Genomic DNA, 14,377 nt, shown 5'->3' on the forward strand with positions numbered 1-14,377 from the left:
GGTGATTAAGCCTGTCAAAATGATGCTTGTATACTAAGCATGGTTGCGAATTAAACTTATAAAAATAGCCCAATTGTAGTGATCAGGTGCTGACTCAAAAAAAGGTGAGTAAGTAAGTTTAAGATTCGCATCAAACAGCATTTTCCTAGTCGCTTTAACAAACTTTATAGATATAATGTGGTAGCATAATCTCACATAATGATAAACTCTTCTTGTTATATTGATGACATACGGTGCATGATAACGAGTCATGATTTTGTAAAATTACAGGCGTATAGTGAGAAGAGTATGCCAATCAGTCATTATTCCAAAGCGTTTTCATAGAACCTGTGGCTACTCTTAGCACGCAGATATCTAGTAGAGAAGGATACCGCACTCAGTGCAGAGAGGTGTGTTGATGACGCGGCTCTAGCGGTAACCAGTTACTTATTTTTTAGTTTTACCATAATTATTTGATAAGGAAGCCACTATGACAGCGGCGCAATTTACTAACGTAACAGTTAATGCCCAAGCGACAGTATCTTATGATGGTCGCTGCTCAAGCCATACCATTATGTTTGAGGATGGTCGTCATAAAACGCTAGGCGTGATCTTACCTTGTGACAACTTGGTTGAGCATTATCACTTTAGCACTAATACTTCTGAGCGTATCGAAATCACTAGTGGTGAGTGTGAAGTGAAGATCAATGGTGATGATGAATTCAGCTACTACCGTGCCGGTCAATCATTTGTCGTTGAAGGCAATAGCGGTTTTAACCTACGTACTGAAGAGATTGTTCAATATGTCTGTCATCTAGAAGGCTGATATTATTAATAGGGCGCTCGAGCTTTCATTCTAGCGCCTGTTCTATCACACATTAGTGTTTCGAGAAAATAAACAATATCGGATTGGTATTGTTTATTTCTTTTTTGACGTTTGGTTTACTGTTCTCTCATCATCAATGAGCTATGACATTTAAAGCCGACGTTACCCTCTTTTATTCCGTCGCCTAGTGCGATATCCACTTTATATTTAGTAGGCCTATTATGGCAAAACCCATTTATTTTTACGGCATTCATGCCATTGATGCGTTACTTGAACATCGTCCTCTTGATGGCCTTAGCTTGTTTGTGCAGCAAGGGCGTGAGAGTGACAGTCATGTACAAGCTATCATGGCCGAAGCGGAAGCAAACGGCATTAGTATTCAACCAACCCAAAAAGACAAGCTAACGCAATTATGTGGCAGTCCGCAGCATCAAGGCGTGGTGCTCAATGCTCGTCCGTTAGGTTTCGCTGATGAAGGTTTGCTTGATACTATTATTGGCCGTGAACAATGCTTATTGTTGGTACTAGATCAAATTACTGATGCACATAACTTTGGCGCCTGCCTACGTACCGCAGTGGCTATGGGTGTGGATGCAGTGGTTTGTCCAAAACACCATGCAGCGAGCCTAACGCCAACAGTCGCTAAAGTATCAGTTGGCGCAGCAGAGATGATGCCGATTGTCAGCGTTACGAACTTGGCACGCACGTTGTCGCAAATCAAAAATGCAGGCGTTTTCGTATTTGGTACGGCACTTAGTGAAGAGGCTAAGCCAATACATGCCGCTGACCTAACTGGCAAGACCGCTATTATTATGGGTTCAGAAGGAGAGGGTATGCGTCGCCTGACAATGGAGAGCTGTGATGAGTTGGTTTATATTCCAATGTCAGGAAACGAGCATGGTAATCTACAGAGCCTAAATGTGAGTGTTGCTACTGGCATGGCGTTGTACGAGGTTAATCGCCAGCGAACTTTAGCTGCTGGGCAAGCGTAAGATACTCTTGGTGCAAGGGTTCTAACTGTAGATATAGAGAGGCAAGGTCGCTCTCATTGAGTATGACATTGTCTGCATGACGATTACGCTCTTCACGACTCAGCTGATTGGTCATAATGGCTTTAATCTTTTGTATGCTTTGATCATCACGCTGACTGGCACGCGCAAGCTGCGTATCTTCGGTCGCATCCATGACCAAAATACGTTGACATAGATTGGCCAGTCCTGCCTCTGCCGCCTCTATAAGTAGAGGCGCAGACAAGATTATATACGGTGAAGTACTAGCATCTAGCTGTGCTTTTGCTGTCTCACGTATTGCTGGATGCGTGATAGCCTCAAGCTCAATCAGCGCTTCAGGATTTGCAAATACGTGTGTACGTACAGCAGCCCTATCCATTGACCCATCACCATTTAACACCCAATCACCGAATCTTTTTTGGATTTTGCGCAGAGTATCGCTGCCTTTAGTAACGATCTCATGAGCGATCACATCGGCATCGATAATATCGATCCCTTGCTCAGAAAACCAAGCACTAGCGGCAGATTTACCACTACCGATACCACCCGTCAAACCGACTACGAGCTTCTTATTTTTTGGTTGCGTGGTTTGTGGCTGGTGTGAATAAAATTGCGATGTATTTTTTGACATAATAATGGCTTATCTGACAGATAGAACAATGAATGCAGTTTTGAACTCACAATCGGCCTTTTAAGGTTTCGTTCATGGGTCACTGCCGAAAATTTACTACAATAATCTAGTGTACGCTATCAGTTATTAGACATACATACCAAGATACCAACTGACAATATCTGAGCCGTATAATAAGGCAACAATACCTGCAATAGCGATATAAGGCCCGAAAGCAAAAGGTCGACTTTCACCCTGTTTTTTCATCAAGATCAATCCAACGATAGAGCCAAGTAAAGACGATAGTAGGATGATTAAGGGTAACATCATAGGTCCGAGCCAAGCACCTAACACTGCTAGTAGTTTAAAATCCCCTTGACCCATTCCATGTTTTTTAGTGATTAAATAGAATACCTTGACTACTATCCATAGCGATAAAAACCCAAGTAGTAATCCCCATATGGATTGTGTTGGTGAGACGAACCAGCTTTGTGAGTTTACCGCCAACCCTAAGCCTGCTAATGGAAAGGTCAGGCGATCAGGTAGTAGCTGCGTATCAAAGTCGATACCTGTTAGAGCTATCAGTGTCCATACTAAAACCAATGCGGACAAACCTGTAGCATTTACCCCAAACTTATATATTACTAATACGGATAGGATGGCAGTTACTAGCTCAACGAGAGGATAACGCAGACCGATAGCCGCTTTGCAGCTTGAACAGCGTCCACGTAATAACAGCCAACTTATTAAAGGGATATTTTTATACCACTTAATTTTATGTGCGCAATGAGGACAGCGTGAGGCAGGTCGACTTAAAGTAATTGGTTGGTCAGTAGCGACAATATTTGCTATGGGTAGCGTATGCTCGCGTGGCATATCTGCCTGTTCAGACATAAACTGGCTACACTCTTGTCTCCACCCATACACCATCATCAGCGGTATGCGATGAATCACAACATTTAGAAAACTGCCAACACAAAGACCTAATAGGCCAAATACGAATAAAGCTAGGGTACTGTTCTCTTGTAGTAACTGTATAAATTGCATCAAATAATTATCCTACTACTGAGCCCATCTGGAAGATTGGTAAGTACATTGCGATGACTAGGCCACCAACTAACACGCCTAATACTGCCATAATTAACGGCTCCATCAAGCTAGTCAGACCATCAACCGCATTATCAACTTCATTCTCGTAGTAGACAGCGACTTTATCTAGCATTTCTTCTAAGCTACCAGACTCTTCGCCAATACCAACCATTTGAATAGCCAGACTTGGAAATAAGTTGGTCGAACGTATGGAAAATTGTAATTGCTGACCAGTAGATACATCATTTTTGATTTGCTGGGTAGCATTGTAAAATACGACATTATTGGTAGCACCGGCAGTAGAATCTAAGGCTTCAATAAGTGGGACACCAGCAGCAAATGTCGTAGACAATGTACGAGCGAAACGAGCAATAACAGCCTGATAAGCAATATTGCCAAATATTGGGGCTTTTAATATAGCGCGGTCTAAAAAGTCACGGAACTTTTTGGAGCGTTTTTTTGATTCTGAAAAGCAAACAATAATAGCACCAATAGTAATTACTACAATAAACCACCATGACTGCATCCACTCAGACATATTAACCACCATTTGAGTAAACGCCGGTAGCTCTGCGCCAAATGAACCAAATAGCTCTGAGAATACAGGTACTACTTTTATCAGTAGAATCATAGTGACAATGACTGCAACTACGATAACAGCAATAGGATATTTCATTGCTTTTTTGATTTTTGCTTTTAGTAATTCACTTTTTTCTTTGTAAGTAGCGACCCGTTCGAGCATCGTTTCAAGTGCACCTGATTGCTCGCCGGATTCGACAAGTGAGCAAAATAAGTCGTCAAAGTAGCGGGGGTGCTTGAGCAACGCAGAAGCAAACGTACCACCTGCCTCGATATCTGCTTTTATTTGCAGTACTAAGTCTTTCATACTCGGGTTGTCGAGGGAGTCGGCGACAATTTCGAAAGATTGTGTTAATGGCACGCCTGCTTTCATCATTGTTGCTAATTGCCGAGCGAAAATGGCAATATCAATGGCTTTGATGGCTTTTTTAAAGGTATAAAGTGGTTTTGGTTTTTTCTTAATCCCTTTAACTGTGATACCTTGTTTACGCAGGGTCGCTTTTGCTAGTTCTAAACTACGACTGGTAGTTTCGCCCTTCACTTTCTGTCCGCGTCGATTTACACCGTCGTAGACAAAGTCCAACAAAATATCGGTCTTAGCTTTTGCCATGTTACTACCCTCAAAATTGTCCAATATATATTGTAAATTCACAATAGAATACCAGACTTAAGATACCAGTCAGGCATACTTTATTTTAGCGTAAAAAACCAGTGGTCATCTGTTTTATTTTTAAAAGTATCTGATAATGAAAGTTACAGGTTTATAAATTACTTAACAAAATAAGTAGCAGTTAGAATAAAAAACGTATTGTACATATTTTATAAAATTTACTTATTATTCAGAAGTCACTCGCATCATTTCCTGAATACTCGTGACACCTTGCAACACCTTTAAAATTCCAGAACGACGTAGGTCACGAAAACCGTTTTTAATGGCAGCGTCTTTGATATCTATTGCGTTACCATCTTCCATAATAATGCGTGAAATGTCAGGGCTGACTTTCATCACCTCATAGATACCTACACGGCCTTTATAACCTTCACGGCATTCATTACAGCCGACTGGTTCATAAATGATATTATCAGTGTTATCTAAATCAGTATCGGTAAAACCAATCTCTAATAAGCTCTGACGCGGGATGTTAATAGGTTTTTTACAGTTCTTACAGAGACGTCGTGCCAATCGTTGAGCAATGACTAGGTTGACTGACGTGGCAATATTAAAAGAAGCGACGCCCATGTTGCGTAGACGCGTTAATGTTTCAGGCGCTGAGTTGGTATGCAAAGTAGAAAGAACCATATGTCCAGTCTGTGCTGCCTTAATAGCGATCTCAGCAGTCTCAAGGTCACGAATCTCACCAACCATGACAATATCAGGGTCTTGACGCAAAAAAGACTTGAGCGCATTGGCAAACGTCAAACCAACTTTGGCATTGACATTGACTTGGTTAATCCCTTCAAGGTTAATTTCGACTGGATCTTCAGCCGTTGAGATATTGGTTGCGCCAGTATTCAAGATGTTGATACCAGTGTAAAGTGATACTGTCTTACCAGAACCAGTAGGACCAGTGATAAGCAACATGCCTTGTGGTTTGTGTAATGCCTCTAAAAACATTTCCTGCTGATCTGGTTCATACCCCAATGCATCAATACCTAGCATAGCTGATGATGGATCAAGGATACGCAAAACAAGCTTTTCACCGAATAACGTCGGTAATGAGTTTACCCGGAAATCAATGGCTTTATTCTTAGAAATTTTTAGTTTAATACGCCCATCTTGCGGTACCCGACGTTCTGAGATATCCATTTGCGACATGACTTTTAGACGTGCTGCAATTTTATTCGCAAGTTGAACCGGTGGGCTGGCCATTTTTTGCATGACGCCATCGACACGAAATCGTACTCTGAAAGACTTTTCGTATGGCTCGAAATGTAAATCAGAAGCGCCCATACGAATAGCATCAACCAACATTTTATTGACGAACTTTACGACAGGTGCTTCATCGACACCGTCATTAAGTTTGGTTTCCCCATCTTCTGTATCTTCATCAGGATTTTCGAAGTCAACGTTTAGATCGCTATCAGAAAAGCTATCAAAGCTTTGCATAGTATCCGCATAAACACTTTCAATACGCTTCTTTAGCTTATTTTCTTCGACAACAATGGTTTCTATCGACAGTCGAGAATTAAAGGCTATTGCATCAATGGCATCAACGCGTGTGGGATCACTTAGTGCGACAAATAGTCGTTGTCCTCGTTTAAATAGTGGTAAAGCATTAAACTTACGAACGATTTTTTCATCAACCAAGTCTTTTGGAATAACATCAACGTTTAATGCATCAAGATCGAATAGAGGGTCGCCGAAAGCTTGGGATAGCATTTGGGCAAGTTGATAAGCATCGGCCAATTTGTTGTCTACTAGATAGGGTACCAATCCTATTTGCTGCTGTTGCGATTCAATTTGTGCCGTCTTCATATTCGCTTCACTAACGACACCGTCGCTAATCAGTTGCTGCGCTAGACCGCCGTACTTACTGGTTGCGATAGACATTGTAACCTCTCCTTTGATACAAAATATTCTGTAGAAATGCTTGATATTACAAGCTATACACTTGTCGTTGCTAGTCGATAACTGTCTTGCTTTGTTTATCCTATCTACCTGTATATCTATATATAGAACCAGCAATAATATTTGATTTTATAAACTCTGTAGTATAGAACTTTACTTTAGTTTGAAAAAATTATATATACCATTAGACGACTAGCTCGTAAAAATAAGGGTCTATTGATGTATTATCTGTAGATAAGTTTGCAGAAGTGATTCTGCTCATGGTGGCACGCTACTATAGCACTTACGAATTATTTGTTATACTGACGCGCATATTAGCCGAATTGGCATGAATACATGAGACAAGGTAAATAAGTATGCAAGCTTGGGTAATTGGCAATTGGAAACAGAATCCTGCGACTAACAGTGCTGTCAATGCACTGTTGGACGACTTATTGACTAAAGTTAATACTGAAGAACAAGCCAACTTACAGGCGTCAAAAAACCGCTGTAAATTAATGGTAGCGCCAAGTTGTGTTCATTTAAGTACAGTGAGTACGCGTCTAGCAGGTAGCTCAATACTTTGCGCAGCACAGGACGTTAGTACTTATAGTGCAAGTACAGGAGCCTATACGGGTGACTGCTCAGCACAGCAGGTAGCAGATGCAGGTGCTACTTGGACGCTACTTGGCCACTCTGAGCGTCGTCAATATCACAAGGAGTCTCATAAATGCCTGATAAGCAAATTGTCTCATGCGTTTTCTCAGAACTTAGGCGTGGTATTTTGCATCGGCGAAACGCAAGAGCAGTATGACAATGGTCAAACACTCGACGTTATCAATGAGCAACTCTCGGTTATTAAGGATTTACTGACTCAACAGCCAGATTTAGCATCATCGTTATCTGAAAAGCTGCTCGTCGCTTATGAACCTGTATGGGCCATTGGTACAGGTAAAGTGCCTACTGTGGCAGAAGTGAGTAAGACTCATCAGTATATTAAGCAAACGGTTGCAAGCTTTGCTGATATAACAAATACAATTACCGTGCTGTATGGCGGTAGTGTTAACGCTGATAATGCCAATAGCTTTGCTTCTGATGCCATGATCGATGGTGCATTAGTGGGCGGTGCTTCGTTAAAAGCAGAGAGCTTCCTAGCGATTGCCGATGCCTTTAACCAAGCCAATGCTTAAATGAATAAATAACGCTCAGATATCAAGATCATAGCTTATAGACAGTATGGTTTTAGCGGTTAGTAAAAGTAGGTTTAACACTGCCCTTGCAATCGTGTACAATGCGCCTTATTTATATAGTCGATTTGGCATTTGAACATGTCAAGTGTCATTATATTAACCTTACGTTTTATTTTCCGTTATCAGTCGTCATTACGCGGCAAAAGAGGCCACCATGTTTACGTTTATATTAGCCCTGCATATTATTGTGGCCATTGCCATGATCGGCTTAATTCTGATACAGCATGGTAAAGGGGCAGACGCTGGAGCTTCTTTTGGTGCCGGCTCATCAGGTACCGTGTTTGGCGCAGCCGGCACTGCTAATTTCTTGACGCGTGCTACAGCAGTACTAACGGTCATATTTTTTATTACGAGTATGACGCTTGCTGTTCATGCTCGTAAGCAAGCAGAAGATCAGTTTCGTCTAGATGCGCCAGTTTCAGCACCGCAAACGCCTCGTCCATTGACTCAAAATCCTGAGTAAGCCTCTTTTAAGTAGGCAGCGCTTGCTATTTTGGTAGGTTAGATTTACAATGCTTTCCTGTTTTCGCAACTCCTGTTCTATAGATGCCTACCTTAAGCATCATTGATTATAGATTGGATGATAGGGACAGAGCAGTATAATGCGATTGTGGTGGAATGGTAGACACGCCATCTTGAGGGGGTGGTGGCGAAAGCTGTGGGGGTTCAAGTCCCCCCAATCGCACCAAGTTTTACACACGCAGCATAGCGTCAGGTTGGATTTTTAGTAGATAATACTTATTTTATAATTAATTTAAAAAAAGTATTGACACTTCTACAAAACCTCCCTATAATATGCGTTCTAGATTGATGCGGGGTGGAGCAGTCTGGTAGCTCGTCGGGCTCATAACCCGAAGGTCGTTGGTTCAAATCCAGCCCCCGCTACCACTTTTTATACTGATGTTTTGTACACTAAATTTGTCAGTACCGATTAGCCCACCATTATGTTTGTGGGTTTTTTTGTATCTGAAGGTCAGTGTTATCGCGGTATCTATCCTACTTATGCTAAGCTCTAAGTCTATAGAGTACGATATTACTCGTCACTGGTCATCATCGGCCGCTACCGGCACGATGCTTCTTAAGCAACACTATCTTTTATTCCTCATACTTTTATCGATAGTAGTGCTTTATAAATAATAAAAGCATTGTTTGGCCGAGCTTGATGTTTTTTACGCTCGTCCCTATATAAATGCACAATATGTATCATATATTTGTGATTTAAAATTATATACTGACCGTGATTCTTATCATCATAAGATTGTTATATATATAGATAAGAGTCAATCTTTAATACGGTTTACTAAGTACGATAGATAAGTGAATAGGAAAATACAAAGAGATTATGAAGCTTTCGACTAAAGTTGCAGAACTGACTAATATTATTGCCCCTGCCGTGGCCGCTTGTGATGTGTCATTATGGGGTATCGAGTTTGCGCCACAAGGTCGTCGCTCTTTACTACGTATCTATATTGAGGCATTGCCAGAAGAGCAAGCCCAAGATAAACAAGTAACGATTGAAGACTGCGCGGCAGTAAACCATCAAGTAAGCGGTATCTTAGAAGTTCATGATCCTATCGCTGGTGAATACATCTTAGAAGTATCTTCACCTGGTTTTGATCGTGCGTTTTTCTCAGATGAGCAAATGCATGCGTATGTTGGTCAAACTGTGAGCTTGCGTCTGATTCAAGCTATCGGCACAGGCGATCAAAAACGTCGTAAAGCCACAGGTACTTTAGATAGTATTGATGAAAACTCTTTAAAACTGACGTCAAGTGATGGCGAGCAGTTTGAGATTGCATTAAGTAATATTGATAAAGCCAATTTGATTTATGAAGATGCCTAGATTTTTACTAGGGTAACTGTTTATAGATAGACAGTTTTATCTTCCAATAGCTTATGTGGCTTATAGCAACTATATAATAGCAGCACCCAAATTATAAAATTTAAGTCAATTAAAAAATGATAGGACAGGTATAGCATGAGTCGTGAAATCTTAACGGTAGTAGAAACTGTCAGTAATGAAAAGGGCTTAAATCCTGAAGATATCTTTGAAGCAATTGAAGACGCTTTAGTGGTATCGACTAAGAAGAAAGTATATACCGAGCAGCCAGAAGTGGCTGTACGGGTAGCAATCGACCGTGCAACTGGCGATTACGATACTTATCGTTACTGGACAGTGGTTGCAGATGAAGACCATGAAATGCCAGCTTGTCAGCTTGCTATCACCGATCTTGATCAAGAAGAGTGGTCAATTGGTGATATTAAAGAAGAGCAAATTGAATCAATCGAATTTGGTCGTATTGCTGCTACTCAAGCCAAACAAGTCATCATCCAAAAGATTCGTGAAGCTGAGCGTGCACTAGTTGCAGACGCTTTCGAGCCACGTGTTGGTGAAATGATGTATGGCGAAGTCAAAAAACAGACTCGTGATGGCTATATTATTGATTTGGGTGACAATGCCGAAGGTTATTTGTCACGTGATCAAATGTTGCCACGCGAACAACTCCGTGCAAAATCACGTATTAACGCTATCTTGTACCATGTGAACCGTGAAAACCGCGGAGCACAGTTACTGTTATCTCGCACGCATCCTGAAATGCTATCAGCATTGATGCAAAAAGAAGTGCCTGAGATTGCAGAACAAATTATCGAAATTCGTAACGTCGCTCGTCTGCCAGGTACTCGTGCTAAAATAGCCGTGAAGACTAACGATCATCGTATTGATCCAGTTGGCGCTTGTATTGGTATGCGTGGTACACGTATCCAAGCAGTACAGCAAGAGCTAGACGGTGAGCGTATTGATGTGGTGGTATGGTCAGATGATCCTGCCCAGTTCATCATCAGCTCTCTAGAGCCTGCTGACGTAAGCAGTATCATTTTAGATGAAGATACGCAAACGGCAGATATTATCTTTAGCACTAATGATCAGTTGGCGCGTGCTATTGGATCACAAGGTCAAAACGTACGTCTAGCGTCTGAGTTGACGGGCTATAAGCTGAATATGATGCTTGAAGAAGAGTATCAGCAACGTCAACAAAACGAATCAAAAGCGTTTATTGAATTATTCTATGAGCGCCTAGAAGTAGATAAAGATTTAGCACAGGCATTGGTTGATATTGGTTTTACCAGTATTGAAGAAGTGGCCTATGTACCAGTTGAGACTTTCTATGATATCGAAGGTCTAGACGATGAAGCGATTGATATGATTCAAGAGCGTGCTAAAGAAGTCGTCATCGCTGATGAACTGGTCAAACAACAGAACATGAAAGAGCCAAGTCAAGAGCTTCAAGAGCTTGAAGGTATGACAGTCAGTTGGGCTTATAAAATGGCGCAAAAAGACATTATTACTGTTGATGACTTGGCAGAACAAGCCGTCTTCGATCTAGAAGATATCGAAGGATTAGACTCTGAAACTGCAGGAAAACTCATCATGAAAGCTCGGGAATCTTGGTTCGATGAATAAGCGGTAACTGCATATCGCTGTCTTTTGGTGATATGCTATTGAGAATAAAGCGCTGATATCTATTTATAAGTATCAGCCTTAACCCAATCATTTGTAGCCAACAACTGAATTGAACATATAGCAAATAATAGACAGTAGGTGATAATAAATGGCAGATAAGACCGTCAAAGAACTGGCAGAAATGGTAGGCAAAACTACAGATGCTGTAAAGCAGCAATTAGTAGATGCTGGCCTGCCTGCTCGCGCAGAGGATGACCTAGTCACCGAGCTTGAGCAAGAAAAGCTGGTGACGTATTTAAAGCAAAGTCATGGTCAACAAGAAAAGCGTCGTATTAGTCTTAAATCTAAGACGACCAGTACTGCACGTGTGACCGGCTCTTCTGGTAAATCTAAGAGCGTCAATGTAGAAGTGCGTAAAAAGAAAGTATTCGAAAAGCCTGATCCAGAAAAGATGGCTGAAGAACTAGCCGCTCGTGAGCAGGCTCTAATTGAGTCTCAAGAACGTGCAGCAAAAGAAGCTGAAGAACGTGCCGCTACTAAGAAAAAAGCGGAAGAGCGTCAAGCAGCAACGCTAGCAGCAATGCGCGCAAGCTTAGGCTCTAGCAAAAAATCAGACGACAAAAACGATGATATTTCTACATCAGTTGTTGTCAAAAAAGGCGGTAAAGCGAAGGCTGAAGTTAAGCCTAAAGAACAGCCGAAGAAGAAAGTTGCTGCAACTAAGCCTAAAGTTGAAACCGCTGCTGAGCGTAAAGCTCGCGAGACTCGTGAGAAAGAAGAAGCGCGTCTGCGTGAAATCGAATTAGAAACCCGCCGCACACAAGCTGAAGAAGCGCAAAAGCGTACACTTGAGCAAATGCGCAAGATGGCTGGTAAATATACAGATCGTGAGCCTGTTACTGAAGTACGTAAAGATGAGCCATTGGCTGAAGGTTTGGTCGGTGATGCATTAGAAGAGTCTTTCGAAAAAGAGCGTCGCGAAATCAAACGTGGTTCGAACAGTACTGGTACTCGTGGTCGTCGTCGTAAGAACCAAGATGAGCGTGAAATCAAAAATCGCAAAAACGGTTTGCGTTCAACTCAAGCATCACAGCATAAATTTGAAAAACCTGTTGAAAAAATCGTCTATGATGTCGAGATTAGTGAGCAAATTTCAGTTGCCGATCTTGCTCAGCGTATGGCGGTTAAAGCTCGCGAAGTAACCAAATTACTTATGAAAATGGGTGAAATGGCTCGTGAGTCAGATACGATTGATCAAGCAACCGCAAGCTTGCTTGTTGAAGAGATGGGTCACAACCCAGTACCAGTTAGTGATACTAAAGTCGAAGATGACTTACAGTACGCAGTTGATGAGCGTAGCAGCAACATCCAGACTCGTCCACCAGTAGTGACTATCATGGGTCACGTTGATCATGGTAAGACCTCACTACTAGATAAAATTCGTGAAACGAAAGTTGCGAATGGTGAAGCGGGTGGCATTACACAGCATATCGGTGCTTACCATGTAAAAACTGATCGCGGTGTTATTACTTTCCTTGATACTCCAGGTCACGCAGCGTTTAGCGCAATGCGTTCACGTGGTGCTCAAGCGACTGATATCGTTGTATTGGTGGTTGCAGCTGATGATGGCATGATGCCACAAACAGCAGAAGCAATTGATCATGCACGCGCAGCTGGTACGCCAATTATTGTTGCTATCAACAAAATGGATAAGCCAGGCGCTGATCCTGACCGTGTTCTTAATGAATTAACGACGAAAGAAGTTGTTTCAGAAGAATGGGGTGGCGATACACCAATGGCTCGTATCTCGGCCAAAACAGGCGAAGGTATCGAAGACTTGCTAGAGTTCATTAGCTTGCAAGCTGAGCTAATGGAACTAGAAGCGCCATTAGACGGTGCTGCTCAGGGTGTGGTTATTGAATCGAGACTTGAAAAAGGTCGTGGTCCTGTCGTTAGTGTCCTAGTGAAAAAAGGGACATTGAAACAAGGCGACTTGGTTCTAGCTGGTGAGCACTATGGTAAAGTTCGTGCATTGACCGATGAGCATGGCCAACGTATTAAATCAGCTGGTCCTTCTATTCCTGTAGAGATTTTGGGTCTACCTGAAACACCTGCTGCTGGTAGTGAGTTCCTAGTTGTAACGGATGAGAAAAAAGCTCGTGAAGTTGCGGACTTTAGAACCAACCGTGAGCGTCAACTCGAACGTCAAAATGCGATGCGTTTGGAAAGCATGTTTGATCAGATGGGCCAAGGCGATGTGTCATTCTTGAATATCGTACTAAAAACAGACGTACGTGGTTCACTTGAAGCACTACTAGCTGCCCTAAATGAATTGTCTACTGACGAAGTAAAAGTCAGAGTTATCAGTTCAGGCGTTGGTCCTATCTCTGAGTCTGACGTAACCCTTGCCGAATCTAGTGAAGCGGTACTTTTAGGCTTTAACGTTCGTGCAGATGCTACCGCACGTCGCAAAGCAGACACTGCTAACATGGATATTCGCTACTATAGCGTAATCTATGGTTTGATCGATGATGTTAAATCAGCAATGAGCGGTATGCTTGCTCCTGAACATCGTGAGAAAATCCTTGGTGTCGCAGACGTTCGTGAAGTATTCCGTTCTAGTAAGTTCGGTGCTGCTGCTGGTTGTATGGTGGTTGAAGGTACAATTTATCGCAACAAACCTATCCGCGTATTGCGTGATGATCAAGTTATCTTTACTGGTCAATTGCAATCATTGCGTCGTTATAAAGAAGACGTTAATGAAGTACGTACTGGTATGGAATGTGGTCTGGCCGTTCGTGGCTATGATGTTGAAGCTGGTGATAAGATCGAAGTCTTTGAAATCCAAGAGTTCGCACGTACTATCTAAAGCTGCTGTTCGATAGCAGAGTATGTCTTAATGCAATATGCGTAATCCGCTGAGCTGTTTAGATACTTTGCTAATATTCAGCTGTACTTAGGCCTAACAGGTACATCCTGCTAGGCCTTTTTTAGCACATATCAGTGCAACATTTATTAATCAG

The 14,377-nt window shown here is 41.9% G+C and carries 11 protein-coding genes and 2 tRNA genes; 9 read left to right on the top strand and 4 right to left on the bottom strand.

Annotation, left to right across the window (positions count from 1 at the left end; all coding sequences use genetic code 11):
* Positions 1-469 precede the first annotated feature (469 nt).
* Positions 470-805 (top strand): pyrimidine/purine nucleoside phosphorylase, encoded by a 336-nt coding sequence (locus JMY00_RS04395; RefSeq protein ID WP_057757729.1) that lies wholly within the window; start codon positions 470-472, stop codon positions 803-805.
* Between the two features lie 221 nt (positions 806-1,026).
* Entirely contained in the window at positions 1,027-1,797 is a 771-nt protein-coding gene (gene rlmB, locus JMY00_RS04400; RefSeq protein ID WP_102078746.1) for a 23S rRNA (guanosine(2251)-2'-O)-methyltransferase RlmB, read from the top strand.
* On the opposite strand, the gene coaE is transcribed toward rlmB, so the two are convergent.
* The 4 genes from coaE to pilB all read right to left on the bottom strand — a co-directional run bounded on the left by coaE (position 1,760) and on the right by pilB (position 6,644).
* On the bottom strand, positions 1,760-2,446 hold the full coding sequence (gene coaE, locus JMY00_RS04405; RefSeq protein ID WP_201579258.1) for a dephospho-CoA kinase: 687 nt from the start codon (positions 2,444-2,446) through the stop codon (positions 1,760-1,762). The genes rlmB and coaE overlap by 38 nt on opposite strands.
* A 126-nt stretch (positions 2,447-2,572) precedes the next feature.
* Complete coding sequence (locus tag JMY00_RS04410) at positions 2,573-3,472, bottom strand: A24 family peptidase (RefSeq protein WP_201579329.1); 900 nt, start codon at positions 3,470-3,472, stop codon at positions 2,573-2,575.
* A gap of 7 nt (positions 3,473-3,479) precedes the next feature.
* Positions 3,480-4,703: a type II secretion system F family protein gene (locus JMY00_RS04415; protein WP_201579259.1), complete on the bottom strand. Its 1,224-nt coding sequence runs from the start codon at positions 4,701-4,703 to the stop codon at positions 3,480-3,482.
* A gap of 225 nt (positions 4,704-4,928) precedes the next feature.
* Entirely contained in the window at positions 4,929-6,644 is a 1,716-nt protein-coding gene (gene pilB, locus JMY00_RS04420) for a type IV-A pilus assembly ATPase PilB (RefSeq protein WP_201579260.1), read from the bottom strand.
* A 374-nt stretch (positions 6,645-7,018) separates the two neighbouring features.
* Between pilB and tpiA the strand changes: the two genes are divergently transcribed.
* From tpiA to infB, 7 genes are all read left to right on the top strand, one after another.
* Positions 7,019-7,831, top strand: coding sequence for a triose-phosphate isomerase (tpiA, locus tag JMY00_RS04425; protein ID WP_201579261.1), 813 nt, complete (start codon positions 7,019-7,021; stop codon positions 7,829-7,831).
* A gap of 214 nt (positions 7,832-8,045) precedes the next feature.
* Positions 8,046-8,354, top strand: a complete 309-nt coding sequence (secG, locus tag JMY00_RS04430) for a preprotein translocase subunit SecG (RefSeq protein ID WP_021814138.1) — start codon at positions 8,046-8,048, stop codon at positions 8,352-8,354.
* Positions 8,355-8,495: 141 nt separating this feature from the next.
* Positions 8,496-8,579 (top strand) — tRNA-Leu (locus JMY00_RS04435).
* Between the two features lie 123 nt (positions 8,580-8,702).
* Positions 8,703-8,779, top strand: a tRNA-Met gene (locus JMY00_RS04440).
* A 454-nt stretch (positions 8,780-9,233) separates the two neighbouring features.
* Positions 9,234-9,734 carry a ribosome maturation factor RimP gene (rimP, locus tag JMY00_RS04445; protein ID WP_057757748.1) on the top strand — a complete coding sequence of 167 codons (501 nt, stop codon included), beginning with the start codon at positions 9,234-9,236 and terminating at the stop codon, positions 9,732-9,734.
* Positions 9,735-9,869: 135 nt separating this feature from the next.
* The gene (gene nusA, locus JMY00_RS04450; protein ID WP_057757751.1) at positions 9,870-11,354 is read left to right on the top strand and encodes a transcription termination factor NusA; all 1,485 of its coding nucleotides are present in this window, start codon (positions 9,870-9,872) and stop codon (positions 11,352-11,354) included.
* A 148-nt stretch (positions 11,355-11,502) separates the two neighbouring features.
* Positions 11,503-14,223, top strand: coding sequence for a translation initiation factor IF-2 (infB, locus tag JMY00_RS04455; protein WP_201579262.1), 2,721 nt, complete (start codon positions 11,503-11,505; stop codon positions 14,221-14,223).
* Positions 14,224-14,377: the final 154 nt, after the last annotated feature.

This window comes from Psychrobacter sp. Pi2-52 (assembly GCF_904846705.1).
In the GTDB taxonomy this organism is placed as follows: domain Bacteria; phylum Pseudomonadota; class Gammaproteobacteria; order Pseudomonadales; family Moraxellaceae; genus Psychrobacter.